A 19,025-nucleotide genomic window follows, 5' to 3' on the forward strand; every position below is an offset into this window, starting at 1 on the left:
GCTCGTGGCAGCCGTGTCGCCTGCGCGCTGGCTGCCAGCTCTGCCGGGGCGCTCATCGTCCGGAGGCCCGATGCGCGGAGGCCCGAGGCGTCGTGGTCGTTGGGAACGACGGTCGTCCTCGAGCGCTGCCCGGAGGTCGTCGCACGTCTCGTGCCAGCTTCAGCAATGGCCTGGGTCGTCCGGACATCACGCTCCGTGCGGAAAAGGCACGGACGAGATGGAAATGCAGGCCGATTCGCCGTGACCTGTCACGGGTTGCACCGTGACAAGTCACGGGTTGCACCGTGACAAGTCACGGGTTGCACCGTGACTTGTCACGGGTCGCACCGTGACAAGTCACGGGTCGCAGCGTGAGGAGCTGAGGCGGCGCGGTCTGCTCGTGGGCTCGGGCATCGTCCACGAAGAGCACCGAGATGCCGCTCAGGTCGGAGAGCTCGCAGAGGTCATCGACGCTCGCCCGGCATCGACCTCCCGCCCGTCCGTGGCGCCTTCCGCCGGGGCGTGGGCGACGCCGAGCGGGAGCTCCACGGTGATGGTCGCGCCCTTTCCCACGCCAGCGCTCGTCGCCCGCACGGCGCCGCCGTGGAGCTCGACCAGGTGCTTCACGATGGCGAGCCCCAGGCCCAGCCCGCCGTGCCGCCGAGTCGTCGAGGCGTCGGCCTGGCGGAAGCGCTCGAAGACGTGGGGGAGGAACTCGGGCTTGATGCCTTCCCCGGTGTCCGAGACGGTGATTTCGACGTGATCGCCGGCGCGGGAGACCTTCACCCGCACACTCCCGCCCTCCGGGGTGAACTTGATGGCATTGCTCAGGAGGTTCCACACCACCTGTTGCAGCCGGCTCGGATCGCCGCGCGTCACGCCCACGGCGGGGCTCGAGATCTGCTCGAGCTGGATCCGCTTCGCCTCCGCCGAGGGCGCGGCGGACGAGACGGCCGCGCTGACCACGTCGTGCAGGTCGAGAGGCTGCACGTCCAGACGGAGCTTGCCAGACGTGATGCGGCCCATGTCGAGCAGGTCCTCGATGAGCTGGGCCTGCGCGCGGGCGTTGCGGTCGATGACCGCGAGCCCCTTGCAGAGGTCCTCGTCCTCGCAGCTCGACCGACGGCGCAGGAGGTGCGACCAGCCGAGGATGGAGGTGAGCGGGGTGCGCAGCTCGTGGCTGACCGTCGAGAGGAACTCGTCCTTCAGCCGGTTCGCCCGCTCCGCCTCGCTGCGCGCGGCCTGCTCCACCTCGAGCAGGCGCGTCCGCTCCTCCTCGGCCTGCTTGCGGTCGGTGATATCGATCACCGAGCCGATATAACCAAGAAACTCGCCGCTCGAGCTGAACCGCGGGGCCGCCGCGTCGATGCACCACCGGTACTGTCCGTCACGGCGGCGGAGGCGGTAGTCGAGGCGGAACGGCTCCCGCCTGGCATTGGCGGCGCGGAAGATGCTCGCCGCGCGCTCGGCGTCCTCCGGATGAAGCAGGTCGAGCCAACCGAACCCGAGGCCGGCGGCTGGAGCCTGCCCCGTGAAGTCGGACCAGACCTTGTTGAGGTAGGTGCACCCGGCGTCGGGCCCGGTCACCCAGATCATCACGGGGGAGCTGTCGGCGATGTTGCGGAATCGCTCCTCGCTCTCGCGGATCGCGTCCGCGGCCGCTCGCTTCTCCGTGATGTCGGTGACCATGCCGATCATGGAACGAGGCTGTCCGGCCTCGTCGCGCTCGACGGTGCCGAAGTCCGTGACCCAGCGGATCTGCCCGTCGGGGCGGACGATGCGGAACTCGATCGCATAGCCGGTCCGCCCCCTCATGGCCGTTTGCGCCTCCGCCCGGACCCGCGTCCGGTCGTCGGGGTAAATCCTCCGCTCGAACGCCTCGAGCGTCCCCTCGAACGTGCCAGGCGGGATGCCGAAGATGCCGCACACCTCGTCGGACCAGACGATGCGGCCGGTGACGAGATCCCAGTCCCACACGCCGGTCTGCCCGGCGCGCAGCGCCAGCCGCAGCCGCTCCTCGTTCTCCCGCAGCGCCTCCTCGGCGTGCTTGCGCTCGGTGATATCCCGGGCGACCCCGAGCATCACGAGCTCGTTCCCCGCGCGCTCGAAGGCGCCGGTCGACGCCACCCACAGGACGGTGCCGTCGGCGTGCAGGACGCGGTACTCATCCTCGTAATGGGCTTCGGACAGCCTGGATCGCGCCTGCTCTATCGCCTGCTCGACCGTGCGGACGACGGCCGCGCGGTCCTCGGGATGGATGGTCTCGAGCCAGCGCGCGTAGTCCACCCGGCCGCTCCCCGGACGGTGCCCCTCGAAGAGCGCCCGCGCCTCGGGCGTCCAGGCTGCGGCTCCGCTGTCGATGTTGAATTCCCACAGGCCGATCCGGCCGGCGCGGCTGGCTCGCCGCAGCCGCTCCTCGTTCCTGCGCAACGCCTCGCTGTTACGTCGCTCGTCGGCGACGACGGCCAGCACCAGCGTGGTCATGGTGGTAGCGCCGATGAACTGCTGGAGCAGCGCGAACTGGAGCCCCTCGGGGGTGCCGAACGGCCCGTGCCCGTCGGTCGTGGCCTGGATCGCGACGACCGCGACCGGGAGCATCGCCGTCGCCGCGCCACGAACGCCCCACGTCAATGCGGCCCAGGTCAGGGCGGGAAAGGTCAGCCATGGGCGGACCATGCGGGAGGATCCAGGCCCGAAGCTCAGCAAGGCCAGGGCCCAGGCAGCCGCCGTGCACAGCGCGAGGTGCAGCCACCGCGCCCGGTCCTGGCCGACCGGCTCGCCACGCGCCCAGCTCAGCACGAGGGGCGTCACCACGATCACCCCCGTCACGTCGCCGACCCACCAGTTGAGCCATGTCGCGAGCGCCTGCCCGGAGCCCTGGTCGAACGCGCCGGCGAGCGCGAACGTCCCCGCAGTGGCGGCGATGGCCGAGCTGCCCAGGGCGACGGCGCTGACGACGAGCACGTCGGTCAGGCGCGTGAGCGCCGGCCGCAGGCGAGCGCGGCGCAGCGCCCATGCGCCGCCCAGGGCTGCCAGCGTGTTCCCGGACGCAAGGGCGGCCTTGGCCCACAGCGGGAGGGACGGCGCTTCCAGGAGGAACGCGGCCATCGTCCCGACGAACACCGCCGGCCACAGCCGCGAGCCCCCGAGGAGGAGCCCGGCGAGCGCGACCCCCGCGGCGGGAAACACCGGGGAGGCGGCGCCGCGGACCGTCGCCCACTGGAGACCCAACAAAGCCAGGAGGAAGTAGCTCGTCAACAACGCGGCGGCAGGGCGAAGGCGACGTGACCCGCCAGCGTGTCCGCCTGTTTTCACGACGCACCTCCTTCCGCCGCGATGCGCGGGGCGCGCGGGCCGGCTGTCGCTCGGTCGGCGGCTTCGGCACCTCGCGGATCACCTCGCTCGCGGGGCCCGAGACGCAGGCGAAAACCTCCTCGGCGATGCGTCTCCGAGGCGCCAGAGCGAATTGAATGGCGAGGGGGCATTTTATGGATAAACGTCTCTCGGACCTGCGTGCGCTCTTTTTCTTACGCATGGAGGAGGAGCCGTCCAGACTCCCAGCCTCCCAGCCGCTGGGCTGGCGAGCGCAGCGCGCGGCGGCGGCGGGGCGGCGGCGGCACGGGTCGCGGCGGCGGCGGGCGGCTGCCGCCGGCCGGACTGCGCGGGATGGTCCCTGGCCCGCCAGCAGGGCGGACCGGCTCCAGGAGGAGGGTTCAGGAGAGCGTCACGGCGCGGCGGATCCCCGGGCCGCCGCGCTCTTCGCTCCTGCCTTCAGCTTCTTCAGGTGTCCGTGCAGGGTCTCCGAGTCGAGGCCATGCAGCGTCAACCGAAAGCCAGCCTCCAGCGTCGATCTGGGCACCATGGGATGATGGTTGTGGACCAAGGCGACAGGCAGCGGGTCGTTCAGGATCCTGCCGACGTAGAGCGCGATGATCTCGTCCAGCTGCAGCGAGTTGCTCGCCCGCCAGAAATGGTGGTCAGACAGGAACAGCGCGTAGAGCGGCGTGTAGATCTCGATGGCGGTCTGCAGGTCGACGACGTTCAGCCAGGTGTTCGGGAGGTCGTCCAGGCTCGCGTCGTCATCGGTGATGGCAGAGTAGTCGATCTCGCTCCGGGGCTCGATCTCACGCCCCGCTGCGCGGAGCTTCTCGTTCAGCTCGATGATGAAGTTGTAGAACGTCAGGTCATGGACCGTGAACGTGTTGTCCAAGAGGTCCTCCAGCTTCCTGGTCCTCAGCGGCGTGGTCGTCTCGATGTCGATGCCCGGGACGTTGTCCTCGATGAACCTCAAGATCTCCGTGCCGATCGTGAAGTGGCGCAGGATGAGGTAATTGGCCTCCGGGGCGACGAAGAGCCTCAGGCCCCAGTAAATGGACCGATGCAAGAGCCACGGAGATTGCCAGCTCGCCGGGGCGAGGATCTTCATGAGCTTGATCCCGGAGATCGACAGGCGGGCGAACGGCCTGACGATCGGCATCACGACCCTGCGCGTGAAGCTGCGCTGGCTCTTCAGGAGGGCGGCCTTGGCCTTCTCGTCGATCGGCAACGACCGGTCCAGGTACAAGGCCAGCCACGGATCGGGATCGCCGGGGTCGTGCTTCATCTTCCTGAAAAAGTCCTGAAAATCCATGTCAGTAACTCCCGATCTCCTCGAGCTGGAGGCGGTAGAGCCGCGCGGTGACCCGGGCGGTCTTGAGGATCCTCGGCGCCATCCGCGGGAGGTTCAAGATGCCAGAGCGGAGCGCCTCCTCCAGCTCGCCCAGGTGATCTTCGTCGGCCTTCGCGTGATAGAGGTAGAAGCTGACGGCCTGCGCCTCCAGGCGAAGCGCGGACCGCACGTGCTCGGCCCACTGGGCCGCGACCCGCTTGCCGAGGCCCTCGATGATGTACATGGCGCCGAGGAGATCGAACGGGTTCGGCTGATCGGCCCGATGGAAGATCCAGGCAGACAGGGCCTCGCTTCCGATGTTCAGCTCGTGCCGCGCGAGCCCGGCCGGGTCGCCGCCGCTCTCCAGGTAGTCCTGCTCCAGCATCAGGTAATCGCGGTGCTCCGCGGCCGCGTGGCGGATGAAGCGCGAGCGCAGCTCGGCGAACTCGTGGCCGATGTTGGAGGCGGCGCGCGCGATCCAGAGCGCCCCGTTCATGACCTGCGCCCGGTGGTTCAAGAGGAGCTCGTGGTAATCGGCCAGGCGAATCCGACGCTCGAGCACGCGCCGCACGATCGGGATGTGATGCACCTGGGACTCGAAATCCAGCCAGATGGACGACAGCCCGCGCAGGACGGCCTGCGGTGAATCTTCGTCTCGAGGCGACGTACGTTCCGGAAGCATCCTGAACCTCCCTGGGGATGACGGCGGGTCAGACGACGGTGAGCAGCATGAAGGCGATGACGCAGCGGCCGCTCTCCGGGACGAAGCCGAGGACCTGCTGGCCCGGCTGCAGATCCCGCTCCTCGATCAGCTGGTGCAGCATGAGGAGGATGGATGCGGCCCCCGTGTTCCCCTGGGAATAGAGGTTCGTGAACCAGCGAGCTTCGGGCACCATCGCGCCGGTCTTCGCGAGCAGCTTGACCATCTCTCCGCGGAGAGAGTGGGACGAGTAGTGCGCGAGGAAGTGGTCGATGGCCCCGGGCCTCAGCCGCCGCCGATCCACGAGCTCGAGGTAGTGCTTCGCCCAGACGGGGAACATGCGGTAAAGCAGCTCGAAGTCCTGCTTGAGGACGACGGCGCCCTCCTGCGCCGCGAGCGCGGGGCTGTCGTAGTGACTCCAGGGCTTCCTCTCGCCCGCTCGGTTCCTGGAGGTCCCCGCGTACATGCAGGGGTCGAAGCGGTCGGCGTAGGAGCAGAGATCGATCCAGTCCACCCTCAGGGAGCGGCGCCCTTCGTTCGGCCGGGTCTCCAGGAGCCAGGCGCCGGCCCCGTCGGAGAGGGTCCAGCGGAGGAACTCGGTCTCCATCAGGGCGGAGGAGCCCTCGCCTTCCTGCGCCCGACCGGCGTAGAAGCCGGGCCGGAAGAAGCGGCTGGAGAGCTCGGCGGCGCAGGCCACGCCGCAGTCGTGCTCGCCCGCCTTGAGCTGGAGGTAGGCGGACTTGAACGCCATCATGCTGCTGGCACAGACGCTCTGGAAGCTGGCGATCTCCATGGGCCGCAGGCCGAGCTCGCCGTGGACCGCGCTGGCAAAGCCGGGGACGAGGAGGTCGCCCTGCGTGGTGGCCGCCGCCAGGAAGGAGAGCCTCTCCGCGGCGATCTCGCTGCGGGAGAGCGCGTCCCGGATCGCGCGAGCCGCCATGTCCGCGCTGGTGTGGAGGTGCGCCCCGTCCGGCGTCACCGCGTAATGACGTGTCTTGATGCCGTTCTGCCGGAGGACGAAGCGCCCGAGCCTGGAGCGCCTGTCGTCGATCTTGCCGATGTACTGCTCCATCTCGTCGTTGGGGACCGGCTTGCCAGGCAAGAAAGCGCCAGTGCTGGTGATGTAGACGGAACGATCCATGATCCCTCTTCGCGGCAGCGATGGGCTGGGAGCTCGTCACGGCGGCCAGCAACACTACCTCAGTCGCCCTTGGCGGGCCGAGTTCCAACGATGTCCCGTCGGTAGCGTCCTTGCGCTCTCGTACGTCCGTCTTGGCCGGAACCTGCGGGAGCAGCCCGGGCGCCTCCCGAGACCCCTCGGTGTTTCCGTGCCGCCGGGCCGAGGACGTGGCGCGAGGCGCCCTCCTGTGCAGGTTGGATGCGAATCGGGGAGCGATCGGGTATGGAGCGGCCTTATCGACAACCGCGTCGGTGCACGCCGATTGCCGAGGAGTGGTTTCGATGACGACGCCATGGACGATGAAAATGCGACCGAGCTCTGCGGTTCGCGGCAGATGCGCGGCTGCGGCGCTGATGACGTCCGTTGTCGCGTCCCCGGTGGCGCATGCTGCACCAGCACCGATGCGGCCCATCGAGGACGTCCTCGATGTGACGAGCGGCCGGTGCCTCGAGCGCCAGGCCATCGCTGCCCGGCTCAGGGCGCATCTCGGCAGGTCGGAAGTGGATGGCCGGATTCTCATCGAGGTGACCGAGACGGAAGAGAGCGTGAGCTTCTTCGTCTCGCAGGGCGGCCGGGGGCCGCGACAGCCGCGCGCGCTTCACGTGGACCGTGAAGCGCCTTGTGAAGAGCGCATCGAGGCCGTGGTGGCGCCCATGGCCGTCCACCTGAGGAGGCTCCCGCCCGGCGAAGCAGCGCCCGCGCAGCGGCCGGCTCCCCCGAGGGATGCCTCCGGCCCGTCATCCGCCCCGGACAGGCGACCGCCTGTCGACGCTGGAGCGTCGCTGGAGGGCGGCATGCTCCTCGGCCCGCTATCGCGGGCGGCGTTCGTGCTGTCGCCCGCCGTCGATCTCACATGGGCGGCGGCCTATTCCGTCCGGATCTCGGGGATGTGGACCCCGACGACGTTCGCTTCCTTGTTCGCTGATCCCTCGGCGGGGCCCTCGGCGCTCCAGCTCGTCGCCGGCCGCGTCGATGGCTGCCTCGGTCGTTCGGTGTCCGCTGTCCGCCTCCGAGGGTGCGTCGGCGGCGTGGCCGGGCGAGTCCACGCTGAGAGCCGCGGATTGCAAGAGCACCGACCGGTGAACCACAGCTGGATCGCTCTCGCCGCTCGCATTGGAGCGCAGGTGCAACTGCTCGGTCCGCTCAACATGGATGCCTCTGTAGATGGGCTCGCCAGCATCGACTCCCCGTATTTCCGTGTGCAGCAACGGGATCCCCAAACGCCACCGCTGGAATGGCGAGCCGGCGTGGCCGGGCTGGCCGTCAACCTGGGGGCTTCGGTCAATTTCTGGTGAAGGTTTGGGATCGACCCGCCATCCATGTCCGGTTCGATGGAACAACCGGAGGTACCCATCAGCACCGAGGCGCTCTTCCAGGAGCACGCCTACTTCGTGGCGCGCTTCCTTGCGCGACTCGGGGCCGATCCTCAGGACATCGCAGACCTCGTCCAGGAAGTTTTTCTCGTGGTCCATGCGCACGGTGGGTACAGACCGGGCCCGGCGCGCCCGACCACCTGGCTGGGCACCATCGCGGTGAGGGTCGCGCAAGGCGCCCGTAAGGCGCGCCGGCGCGGCGGTGTCACCGGCAGCGAGACCGTCATCGCGTCGGCGATCTCCGATGACGCGACCCCGCTCGAAGCCGCCGTGACCGTCCAGGATCTGCGGCGACTCGCGGCTGCCCTGGACGTGCTCGACTTCGCGCATCGCGTCGTCTTCGTGATGTACGAGCTGGAGGGCGAGCCCCGGGAGGCCATCGCTCAGGCGCTGGACATCCCCGTGGGCACTGTGGACTCGCGGCTCCACTCGGCCCGGCGCAAGGTGAAGGAGGCCTTCGAGCGCGCGGAGACGAAGCCGCACGCGCCCCGGCCGCTTTCGGCGCTCGAGAGGAGGGCGGGATGACGAGCGAGCCCACCCGGTTGGTGGACGATCCGTCCACGCCCGATGCCTTGCGAAGCGCCATGGAACGCGCGGTGTCCGCGCCCTGGGTGAACTACGACGTCCAGATCGGGCTCGCGAAGCTGCAAGCTGCCATCAAGGCAGGGCCGCCCGGCGCGCCGCCGGCGCCCAGCGCGGCTGCGGCGGGCGGCGCGCCGGCCAAGGTGGTCCTGGGCGCCGGCGCGAAGATGCTGCTCGCCGCCGTGACGGCGGCGTGCCTCGGCGGCGCCGCATTCTGGCTCGGGCGGGACGACGCGCGTCCGCCGGCCGCGAGGAACGGGCTGGCCGCGTACGCCGCGGCGCTGGAAGCGCGCGCTGCGGCCAGCTCCACGCCGACCTCGCCGGCAGCGGGGCCTCGCCTCGTGATGAAGGATGGCGTGGCGCTCGGAGACGGTCGGCTCGGTTTGCCCGGCCTTGCCGCGGCTGCCCCTGCGCGTCCTCCCGTGCGCCGCGCCGTGCCGAGGGCGCCCGCCGCGGGCTCGTCGGACGTAGCGGCATCCGCCGCTTCGCCCGGGGTCGCCGCCGCCGCGCGACAGCCCGCTGCGCCGGAGCCCGCCGCGTCGCCGCCCGAGGCCACCGCGACGGCATCGCGGCCGGCTCCGAACCCCCTCTCGGAGGAGATCGCCCACCTTGCGCGAGCTCACGCGCTCCTGGCGCGGGACCCGGAGCAAGCGTTGTTCATGGTGGAGGAGGGCCAGCAACGCTTCCCGAACGGTGCGCTCGCCGAAGAGCGGGAGGTGATTGCAATCCACGCGCTCGTCGAGATCGGCCTGGAGGACGACGCCAGGCTCCGCGCCAAGCGATTTTTGCGTCGCTATCCGGACAGCCATTCTGCGGCGGATATCCGGAGGATCGCCGGACGCGACGTCAGGGGGAAACCATGAGAGCTACCGACCACCGACGGATTCAGGAGCGGGGAGGGGGGCGGCGCGGCTGCGCGGCGGAGGCTGCCCTGCTGCTCGCCGTCCTCTCGTGCGACGGGCCTCAGACGCTCGGCATCTTGCCCGGGCCGGCTCAACCAGGGCAGGGCGGCGCTGGCGGGTCTGCGTCAGGGACGGGGGCAGGGCAGGCGTTGGACGACGGCGCGGGCGGTCAGGGCGGGGCGCTCTCCGGTCCTGCTGGCGCGTGCACGGAGGAGTCCCAGTTCTCCATCCTGGCACACGAGTATGACCCGGCGGCCCCAGGAGAGGGGTTCGGCCCTGCGGGATGCAGCGGCGATCCCGGCGACCCGGTAGGCCTGTCCATCGCGTCGCAGCGGCTCGGCAACCTGCTCCGGGTCTACGTCCGGCGAGCCGACGGCGCGGAGCTGGATCCCGGCGTGCAGCTCACGTTGTACGTCGGCTCTGCCGTCGAGGGCGATTCCCAGTGCCAAGCCGATGTCGCCAATGTCCCCAAGGAGGTGCAGCACGGCGTCCTCGACGCAAAGACGCATCACCTCGACCTGTCCATCTGTCCTTATGACCCTTGCTGGTGCGAGGGCCTGGAGAAGATCTTCTGGGTCGCCGAGTCTGTTCCAGGTTACGAGTCGCTCCGAGCCTCGTCGGCGATCCCCCTCCTGCGCAACTGCATCCCCGAGACGGGCGCCTGTCCCGAGGTCGGCACCTGTCCACCCGAGTTCCCATGCCCGTGACCCCAAGCAACGAGGAGCTCTGTCCATGCACGCTTCCCGCTTGCGCGTGGCCTTGACGCTCGCCGCGCTGCCCCCGGTCGCCGCCGGCTGCGCCGAGGGCTCCACGCTGGATCCCGCGAGCCCCGGCGGTCCTCCCGCGGATCCTGCGGGCGTGTTCCCTCCCGCACCGGTGCTCCTCCCCGGCGCCCCGGGCAGCGCGCCGGACCTGTTCGGTCCACCGGACAGCGGGCTCCCGGACGGCGGCCCCTGCCTGCTGAGCCCCGAGCCCGATGCGCTGGTGCCGCTCGACTGGGCACCGCTCGAGATCGAGCTCGTCGCTCCGGCGTCGCAGAACCTCTTCGAGATCCGGCTACACGCGGAGGCCGCTGCAAACGAGCTCGTCCTGTACACCCCGAGCCCTCGCCCGAGCGTGCCTCGCGACCTATGGACGAGGATGACCGCGATGCTCCGCGATCACCCCGTCGTGGTCTCGGTCCGCGGCGCCATCTTCGATGGAGAGCGCCTCGCGGGGCCGCCGGCGCGCGGCTCGACCGCCACGTTCACGATCGCTCCGGTCGAGGCCGGCGGTCGCGTCCTCTTCACGAGCTCCGATCCGGATCGGCAGAACGCCGCGATCCACGGCGTGGCGGTCGCATCTGGAGGGATTCCGTCCGTCGAGCTGATCCCCGGGTCCGAGCGCGGAGGCGCCACCTCGTCCGCCATCCGGTGCATCGGCTGCCATGAGGTCACCCCCGATGGTCGTGGCATCGGCGCCATGGTCGTGCGCTACGCCATCCCGCCGGGCAACGCGTCCTTCGCTGCCCGGGACGAGCCGTGGCGGAACGAGATCCTCGCCCTGCCGAGCACGAGCTCCGGTGAGCCCGGAGGGAGCTTCCCCTCTTTGCCCGGCGCCAGCATCGTCACCCGCCTCGCCGGCGATTTCCTGGCCTTCTCTCCGGCGCACTGGGCCGGCGGGGACCGCGTCGCGATCGGCGTCATCGGCGCAGGGGTCGACAGGAACGACCGGGCGCTGCGCCAGCTCGCCTGGTTCAACCTCGACGCGGTCTCCAGGAGCCCAGGTATCGCTTACGAACAGCTCGCGCGCACCGGCGATCCCGCGCCGGCCGCCGTGATGCCGGCGTTCAGCCACGACGGCGCGCGGATCGTGTATGCGTCATGGCGCGACGATCCCGAGAGCGACGTCGAGGAGGTAGTCCATACCGACCTGTACTCTATCCCCTACCGCGACCCGCGGTCGCCCCGGGCGACGCCGGTCCCGGGGGCCTCGGAGCCGGCCTTCAACGAGTACTATCCCGCTTTCTCTCCTGAAGACGAGCTCATCGCCTTCACCCGCACGGCGAGCCCACACAGCACGCACAGCCCGCTCGACGCAGAGATCTACGTCATCCCGGCCGGAGGTGGCGCGCCCGTGCGGCTCTCCGCCAATGACCCCCCGGCGTGCTCGGGCTACCTGAGCCCGGGAGTCAGGAACAGCTGGGCCCGTTTCGCGAAAGAAGCTCGACGGCACCAGGGAAAGACGTATTACTGGATAGTATTCAGCTCTGGCCGGCGCGGACAACCGAGACACGATCCCTTCCAGCAGATCTACGTTACCGGCCTGGTCGTCCGCGACGGCGGCCTCTCGCTGCACGGAGCGTTGCGTCTGCCGGGGCAGCCGGACCAAGCGCGCAACATCATGCCTTCCTGGGACCAGCTCGCCGAGCTGCTGCCGGAAGACGTCGAGCTGCGCTGACCTCTCGTCCCGCGCGAGACCTGAAGATCGCGTGAGGGATATCGACGTCCGTGGCATTCATGGCAGGAGCGACGCGCTGATGGCGGGGATGCCCCCCGCGTGCGCGGCGACGCTCTCCGCTGTTCCGATCCGGTGAACCCGATGCCCGCAGCGGGCACGGGCTCGAGCGCCGGAATGGAAGGAGCTCAGGCCATGAAATCGATCCCCGCTCGCTCGCTCTCTCTCTCGTTGCTGTTCGTCATCACGGGCTGCGGCGCCGGGGGGCCGGATCTGCTCGATAGCTCCGAGGGGTCGCCGGACAGCGCCCGTTCGTCGCTGTCCGACGACGCCCTGCTCGCCGCCGCCGTCGACGCTGAGGAGCACGGCGATACCGAGCTGGCCCTCCGCTGCTACGAGGCTCTCGGGCGCTCTCCCAGCACCTGGTACGCTTGGGCCGGCGTGTCGGGCCTCACCGCCCTCCACCGCATGCTCGGCGATTTCGACGCCGCGCGCGCCGTGACCGCGCGCGTTCGGGCGGAGCAACCCGAACGCGCAGGCCTGATGCACGTGTGGGACGGCGACACCGCGGCCATCGAGGGGGACACCGCGCGCGCCCTCGCCGCGTACGGCGCGGCGCTCGACGAGCACGGGGTGCAGGTCGCCGGGCAGCAGCGCCCCATCGGGCTCGTGGCGCTGCGGCAGATCTCCCGCGTGCACCTCGGCGCTGGCGACCCTGCCGCCGCCGCCGCCGCGCAGCGCGAGCTGGTCCGGCGGTACCCGGACCACCGAGACGCGGAGCTCGCCCTCGCGAGCGCGATCGCGTTCGACGCGATGGCCGACGGCGCGCTGCCCACGAGCTCGCTCCCCGAGCTGCTGCACGAGGGCGGCTGCGTCGAGGGAGCGCCCTGCGCCCTGGCCAGCCGGGGCCTTCCGCCGCCGAGGGCCGCTTCCGTCGCCACCGAGCTCGCTGGCCTCTCGGGGCTCCGCTTCGCGCTGAGCGCGGAGGACGACGCTCTCGCTCGGTCGGTCCGGCGCGCGACGCTCCTGCGAGGTGAGCGCGAGCGCACGGCGGTCGAGCGCGAGGCATCCGCGGCCGCGTGCGTGGTCCCGGTGGCGTCGGATGGCTTCATGATCCCCTTGGCGAACGATCACTCCGGGTACACCTTCATGGAGTCCCCGGACTCGACCGGCGGTTACCACCCGGGGCTCGACATCAACGGCCCCGGCGGCGGGGACGCCGATTGCGACCTGCCCTTCGTCGCATCGGCGAGCGGATGCGTGACCGATTCGAGCCCTGCGAACTGGGGCTCGGCCACCGTCCAGAGCGCTTATGCGCTGCGCACATGGACGCACCAGTATGGCCACGCGTCGGCCATCTTCTACTCCACCGGCGCTGCCGTGGCGAAGGGCGCCTCGCTCGGGTACGTCGGTCGGGTCGGGGCGAAGTCGTGTCACCTGCATTTCGAGATTCGAGAGCAAGATCACCCGAACGCGACCAGCGCCGACCACTACAACACGTCGTCGCAAGCGAACGTCGGCGACTGGTACCAGGACCCTTTCCCGTTCATCGCCGCGCACCGGTCCTACGCGGCCTTGACGCGGGTGGACGAGGACGCATTCACGTTCTCCGGGTCGTGGACCAGCGTGCCGGGCGTCGGGGACGAAGACGATCTCCGCTATGCGGTCACCACCCCGACGTCATCGAAGACGAGCTACGCGCGGTACACCGTCATCCCCTCTTCCTCGCGGATCTACCAGCTCTGGGCCTTCGTCCCCTGGAACCACGCGACCAGCGCGCGGGCGCCTGTCAAGCTGTACAACCCGTCGAACGTCGCGGTCATCAGCGGCGCGGTCAACCAGAACATCCGCTACGACGCCTGGGTGCTCGTCGGCACCGCGGCGCTCGCGGCAGGCGCCGCGTACTCCCTGGAGGTCGCGAGCAACACCGGCGAGAGCGGCCGGAAGGTCGCCGTGGACGATTTCCTGATCGTCGGCCTCTAGAGCGACAGGCGGGTTGAGACCGCTCGACCCTCGACGCCGCGGCAACGCGCCGAACGCGGATTTTAATTCAAATTTGGACGGAGGATAAGACGATGAACAACGATGGTGTGCGCGAGCTAGACAGCTACGGTCGCGCGTCGATTCTGGTCCGGATCTTCGCAGGGCTCGCCTGGCTGTCCGGCGTGCTGGCCGGCTGCGGTGCGGCCGACGACGGCGCCGTCGGGGTGGGCGAGGCGGCGGGCGCGGGGGGTGAGATCGGCGCGGCATCAGAGGCGCTCGTCCCTATCCCCGCGGGCTACAGCGAGGTCGCCCTGAGCGCTCCGAGCTCCGGGGTGCGCGTCTACAAGAGGAACGACGCAGACGAATGGGTGACGATCGTGGATCTCCGGCAGGCGACGGCGCGGAACATCACCGGCGCGGTGAGCGGGGGAGATCCCGACTACCGGCTGGTCCAGAGGAGCTCGTACACGGCGTACTGGACCGACGCGAGGAGCCACGAGACCTCGACCCGGAAGCTCCGGGTGGTCGTCAGCGGCACCTTCGGAGCGTTCACCTACCCCACGGGGATCGCCTTCGGGTTGAAGAAGGACGGCACCCATATCTCGTATGGATACGCCGCGCCCGGAGGGCCAGCGCCCGAGCGCTTCAACGTCAAGCTGTTCACGTTCAACAACCCGATGAGCCGCGCCTGGATCGGCGCGTACGATCGCTCCTCGTTCGGCTCGCCGGACGTGGTAGGCGCGCTGGACGTCGCCGCGGACAAGAACAAATACGCGAGCATCCAGCGCACCATGGTCGGCGTGCGCGATGACAACGGCGACGGCGACCTCGAGACCATCCTCGTGCTGTCGACGAGGCGGGCCACGCAGGCCGTGGCCGCCAGCAGGCTCAGCGCGTTCGGAGCGCGCGAGATGGCTATGCTCGATGGCAGCGGCAGCACGTCGCTGATCGTCGACGGCGCGACCCGGATCGCGGCCGACCGGCCCGTTCCGCACGCGATCGCGTTCTACTCCGGGAAATGACCCCGGCCAGCGCGCGAGCAACCTGGACGCTAGCACGAGCTCGTGTACCATCGCGAGCATGCGTGGACGATGCGCGTTGGTCGCGGTGATCGCCTGTGCCCTGGCGGCCTGTTCGGAGTCGCCGCCCGACGCCAGCGCGGGCGGCGGCGGCGCGGGTCCCGCCGGCAGCGGCGGCGCCGGCAGCACCGCGGAGACCAGCTCGAGCGCGGCGGAGGGCACGACCTCCAGCACCGCGACCGGCACCGCGGCCGAGGGTGGGGGAGGCGGGACCGGGGGAGGCGGAGGCGCGCTCGAGGGCGCGTGCGCGAGCGTCTCGGAGGTGCCACCCGAGCTGGGGCTCGACCCTTTCTACAAGAAGTACGTCGACGCCTCGGGGATCCCCGTCGTGAGCTCCGAGAGGCCGCCGGACGCGGCGCTGCTGCGCGCGTGCTCGGTCGTCGTCCGCATGCTCGGCCTGCGCGACGACGTGCGTCTGGCGATGATCGAGAACCGCACGCGGGTCGCCGTGATGGCGGAGACGGAGGTGACGACCGATATCCCCGAGCACAGCGACCTCTACGAGGCGTTCCCGGGGACGGACTGGGACACACGGGCCCGCGGCCTCGGCGCGACCCCCGCGCGCCCGGCGAGCTCCTGCGCCGAGGAGAACGTCCTGTGTTATCCGAGCGATCGGTACACGGGCGAGGACATCCTGGTGCACGAGTTCTCGCACGCCATCGCGATCATGGGCATCGCCTTCGCCGAGCCGACGTTCAACCGAGAGCTCGAAGAGGCGTTCGAGGGCGCGCTGGCGGCCGGAAAATGGGCGAACACCTACGCCGCGACGAACAAGGACGAGTACTGGGCCGAGGGGGTCCAGGACTGGTTCGACACAAACATCGAGTCGATCCCGGGGAACGGGATCCACAACGAGATCAACACCCGCGCGGAGCTGCGCGAGTACGATCGCCCGCTTTACGATCTCATCGCCAGGTACTTCGCCGACGACGCATGGCGGCCGAGCTGTCCCTGACAGGACAGCGGCGCCCTTGCGTTCGCAAAGGCCAGAGACCAGGGAGGACCTCACCGGCGTGCTCCGGCGCGCCGACGCGTACGACCTCCGCACCTCGGTTCGACGGCGACCTGAAGCGAGGGATCCCTATGAATTTTATGGATGATTCCCTGTTTCCCGAGAATCAAGAGAAGCTCGTCATCACGGTGGCACCGTACGGGCCGGAGTGGGAGCCGGCCGATTTTCCGGAGGACATCGCGGTGACGATGGCCGAACAGGTCCAGAAAGCGGTGGACTGTTACAACGCGGGCGCGACCGTGGTGCACGTGCACGTGCACGCGCGCGACGCGGACGGCAAGGGCTCGAAGCGGCTGTCGATGTTCAACGAGCTGCTGGCGCGCCTGCGCGACGCGGTGCCCGACATGATCCTGCAGGTCGGCGGATCGATCTCCTTCTCCCCGGAGAGCGAAGGGGAGCAGGCGAAATGGCTGAGCGATGACACGCGCCACAGGCTGGCCGAGCTCTCGCCGAAGCCCGATCAGGTCACGATCGCGATCAACACGACCCAGATGAACGTCGTCGAGCTGATGAGCGAGGACGACGTCGCCGGCAGCTCGTTCGCGCGGCCGGACGTCCACGAGGCGTACCGCGAGATGACCGTGCCGGCCGGCCCGGCCTGGGTCGAGGAGCACCTGAGGCGGCTCTCGGGGGCGGGCATCCAGCCTCACTTTCAGCTCGCCAACATCCCCCAGCTCGAGACCGTGGAGCGCCTGATCCGCCGTGGCGTCTACACCGGGCCGCTCAACGTCACGTGGGTCGCCATCGGCGGCGGGTTCGACGGGCCGAACCCTTACAACATGATGGAGTTCATCCGACGCGTGCCCGACGGCGCCTGCCTGACGCTGGAGACCCTCATGCGGAACGTGTTGCCGATCAACACGATGGCGATCGCGATGGGGCTGCACGCCCGCTGCGGCATCGAGGACACGCTCTGGGGACGCAAGGGGCAGCGCATGACCTCCGTGCGGCAGATCGAGCAGACGGTCCGCATCGCGCGCGAGCTCGGCCGCGAGCTCGCGGACGGCAAGGAGGCCCGCCGCATCTACAAGATCGGCGAGACGTACCGGAGCGCCGACGAGACGCTCGCGAAGCTCGGCTATGCGCCCAACCGCAAGGTGGGCGAGCGAGGGGTGCCGCTGCGCGTGGCGGCCTAGCGCCGCGGCGGCGTCCTTGGGGGGACTCGATGGAACACGCAGTCCGCTTTCACAAGACCGGCGGGCCGGAGGTCCTCTGCTGGGAGGAGGCCGCCGTCGGCAGCCCGGGTCCCGGCCAGGCTCGCGTGCGGCACGTCGCCGTGGGGCTCAACTTCGCCGACGCCTATTTTCGCAGCGGGCTCTATCCCGTGCCGCTCCCCAGCGGCATCGGGGTGGAGGCCGCCGGCGTGGTGGAGGCGGTCGGTGAGGGCGTCATGAACGTCGCGCCGGGCGACCGGGTGACGTACACCGGCTTCCTCGACACGCTCGGGGCGTACTGCACCGAGCGGATCCTGCCTGCGGCGCCGCTGATCCGGCTGCCGGACGGCATCGGCTGCGAGACCGCCGCGGCGATGACCATGCGGGGCCTCACGTCGGCTTACCTGATGCGCCGCATCTGGCCGCTCAAGGCCGGCGACAGCATCCTGCTGCACGCGGCGGCGGGCGGCGTGGGCCTGATCGTCTCGCAGTGGGCGAAGCTCCTCGGCCTCCTGGTGATCGGCACGGTGTCGAGCGACGCCAAGGGGGAGTTCGCGCGCGCCCACGGCTGCGATCACGTCATCCATTCCGGCCGCGAGGACGTGGCGACGCGGGCGCGCGAGCTGACGGGCGGGGCCGGCGTGTCGGTCGTCTACGACGGCATCGGCAAGGACACGTTCGCCGGCTCGCTCGCCTCGCTGAGGCGGCGCGGGCTGCTCGTGTGCTTTGGCACGGCCTCGGGCCCGGTCCCGCCGCTCGACGTGGCCCAGCTCGCGGCCAAGGGGTCGGTGTTCGTCACGCGCCCGGCGCTCGCCGATTACATCGCCGATCCCGTCGAGAAGGGCGAGCTCGCGGGCGAGCTGTTCGGCCACGTCGCCGCGGGGCGGATCCGGATCGAGATCAACCAGCGCTACAGCCTGGAGGACGCGGCTCGGGCGCACCGCGATCTGGAGTCGCGCAGGACGACCGGATCCTCGATCTTCGTCGTTTGACGCATGAGATTGCCTGTTGGGCGCGTGCCCGCGCACGCTGAACCCGGAGGACGAGAATGACCAGCTCAGTATCTGCCCGATCGGCCGCCGCTCGCGCGCCGGCGCGCGACTCCATCCAGGTCAAACCGCTCACCTGCACCATCGGCGCCGAGCTCGGCGGCGTCAGCCTGGCCGACGCCGCGCGCGACGACGCGCTCTTCGCGGAGATCAGGGCGCTCTTGTTGAAGCACCGGGTCCTGTTCCTGCACGACCAGGACATCACGCGCGCGGATCACGTCGCCTTCGCGAGGCGCTGGGGCGAGCTCGAGGACCACCCCATCGCCGGCAGCGATCCCGATCATCCGGGGCTGGTGCGCATCTACAGGGACGCGAACAGCCCGCCGGATCACTACGAGAACTCGTATCACTGCGACGCGACCTGGCGCGAGGCGCCGCCGATGGCCTGCGTCCTGCGCTGCGTCGAGACGCCGGAGGTCGGCGGCGATACCATCTGGGTCAACATGGTCGAGGCGTACAACCGCTTGCCCGAGCGCATCAAGCAGCGGATCGCCGGGCTCCGCGCGAGGCACAGCCTCGAGGCCACCTTCGGCGGCGCGATGGCGATGGAGAAGCGCCACGCGCTCAGGGACAGGTACCCCGACGCCGAGCACCCGGTCGTGCGCACCCATCCGGAGACCGGCGAGAAGGTCCTGTTCGTCAACGCCTTCACCACGCATTTCGTCAACTTCCACACGCCGGACAACGTGCGCGTCGGCCAGGATTTCACGCCCGGGGCGAGCCACCTCTTGAGCTACCTGATCAGCCAGGCGGCGATCCCCGAGTACCAGGTCCGCTTTCGCTGGAGGAAGAACAGCGTCGCGATCTGGGACAACCGCTGCACCCAGCATTATGCCGTCCAGGATTACTGGCCTGCGGTGCGCAGGATGGAGCGCACGGCCATCATCGGCGACCCGCCCTGCTGACCGCGTCGCGCCCGCAAGCGCCGCCCGGTCGACAGGCCGCCTG

Annotated in this window: 15 protein-coding genes; 11 read left to right on the forward strand and 4 right to left on the reverse strand. The window is 70.0% G+C overall.

The genetic code is table 11. The features are described 5' to 3' along the window. Positions 1-420: 420 nt before the first annotated feature. The 4 genes from WMF33_RS04820 to WMF33_RS04835 all read right to left on the reverse strand — a co-directional run bounded on the left by WMF33_RS04820 (position 421) and on the right by WMF33_RS04835 (position 6,468). Entirely contained in the window at positions 421-3,294 is a 2,874-nt protein-coding gene (locus WMF33_RS04820; RefSeq protein ID WP_437336023.1) for a PAS domain-containing protein, read from the reverse strand. A gap of 409 nt (positions 3,295-3,703) precedes the next feature. Beyond that, the gene (locus tag WMF33_RS04825) at positions 3,704-4,609 is read right to left on the reverse strand and encodes a DUF6999 family protein (protein ID WP_437336024.1); all 906 of its coding nucleotides are present in this window, start codon (positions 4,607-4,609) and stop codon (positions 3,704-3,706) included. A gap of 1 nt (position 4,610) precedes the next feature. Then, positions 4,611-5,309: an iron-containing redox enzyme family protein gene (locus tag WMF33_RS04830; protein WP_437336025.1), complete on the reverse strand. Its 699-nt coding sequence runs from the start codon at positions 5,307-5,309 to the stop codon at positions 4,611-4,613. A 28-nt stretch (positions 5,310-5,337) separates the two neighbouring features. Beyond that, complete coding sequence (locus WMF33_RS04835) at positions 5,338-6,468, reverse strand: beta-ketoacyl-ACP synthase III (RefSeq protein ID WP_437336026.1); 1,131 nt, start codon at positions 6,466-6,468, stop codon at positions 5,338-5,340. A gap of 440 nt (positions 6,469-6,908) precedes the next feature. Here WMF33_RS04835 and WMF33_RS04840 point away from each other — a divergent pair, with 440 nt between their 5' ends. The 11 genes from WMF33_RS04840 (at position 6,909) to WMF33_RS04890 (ending at position 18,982) form a co-directional block, all read left to right on the forward strand. Continuing rightward, on the forward strand, positions 6,909-7,802 hold the full coding sequence (locus WMF33_RS04840) for a hypothetical protein (protein WP_437336027.1): 894 nt from the start codon (positions 6,909-6,911) through the stop codon (positions 7,800-7,802). A gap of 36 nt (positions 7,803-7,838) precedes the next feature. Then, the gene (locus WMF33_RS04845; RefSeq protein ID WP_437336028.1) at positions 7,839-8,405 is read left to right on the forward strand and encodes an RNA polymerase sigma factor; all 567 of its coding nucleotides are present in this window, start codon (positions 7,839-7,841) and stop codon (positions 8,403-8,405) included. A 224-nt stretch (positions 8,406-8,629) separates the two neighbouring features. Beyond that, positions 8,630-9,325 (forward strand): hypothetical protein, encoded by a 696-nt coding sequence (locus WMF33_RS04850; protein ID WP_437336029.1) that lies wholly within the window; start codon positions 8,630-8,632, stop codon positions 9,323-9,325. Then, the gene (locus WMF33_RS04855) at positions 9,322-10,071 is read left to right on the forward strand and encodes a hypothetical protein (protein WP_437336030.1); all 750 of its coding nucleotides are present in this window, start codon (positions 9,322-9,324) and stop codon (positions 10,069-10,071) included. The genes WMF33_RS04850 and WMF33_RS04855 overlap by 4 nt, the downstream gene beginning before the upstream one ends. Positions 10,072-10,096: 25 nt before the next feature. Next, entirely contained in the window at positions 10,097-11,803 is a 1,707-nt protein-coding gene (locus WMF33_RS04860) for a TolB family protein (protein ID WP_437336031.1), read from the forward strand. Positions 11,804-11,995: 192 nt separating this feature from the next. Beyond that, entirely contained in the window at positions 11,996-13,783 is a 1,788-nt protein-coding gene (locus tag WMF33_RS04865; RefSeq protein ID WP_437336032.1) for a M23 family metallopeptidase, read from the forward strand. 92 nt (positions 13,784-13,875) lie between these two features. Further along, positions 13,876-14,805, forward strand: coding sequence for a hypothetical protein (locus WMF33_RS04870; RefSeq protein ID WP_437336033.1), 930 nt, complete (start codon positions 13,876-13,878; stop codon positions 14,803-14,805). A 58-nt stretch (positions 14,806-14,863) separates the two neighbouring features. Then, a complete protein-coding gene (locus tag WMF33_RS04875; RefSeq protein ID WP_437336034.1) occupies positions 14,864-15,817 on the forward strand; it encodes a hypothetical protein in 954 nt (317 codons plus the stop codon). 128 nt (positions 15,818-15,945) lie between these two features. Beyond that, on the forward strand, positions 15,946-17,010 hold the full coding sequence (locus WMF33_RS04880; RefSeq protein ID WP_437336035.1) for a 3-keto-5-aminohexanoate cleavage protein: 1,065 nt from the start codon (positions 15,946-15,948) through the stop codon (positions 17,008-17,010). Positions 17,011-17,039: 29 nt separating this feature from the next. After that, a complete protein-coding gene (locus WMF33_RS04885) occupies positions 17,040-18,020 on the forward strand; it encodes a quinone oxidoreductase family protein (RefSeq protein ID WP_437336036.1) in 981 nt (326 codons plus the stop codon). A 56-nt stretch (positions 18,021-18,076) separates the two neighbouring features. Next, on the forward strand, positions 18,077-18,982 hold the full coding sequence (locus WMF33_RS04890) for a TauD/TfdA dioxygenase family protein (RefSeq protein WP_437336037.1): 906 nt from the start codon (positions 18,077-18,079) through the stop codon (positions 18,980-18,982). Positions 18,983-19,025 lie beyond the last annotated feature (43 nt).

Origin of the sequence: Sorangium sp. So ce394, assembly GCF_051474665.1 — a bacterium.
Classification (GTDB): Bacteria; Myxococcota_A; Polyangia; order Polyangiales; family Polyangiaceae; genus Sorangium; species Sorangium cellulosum_D.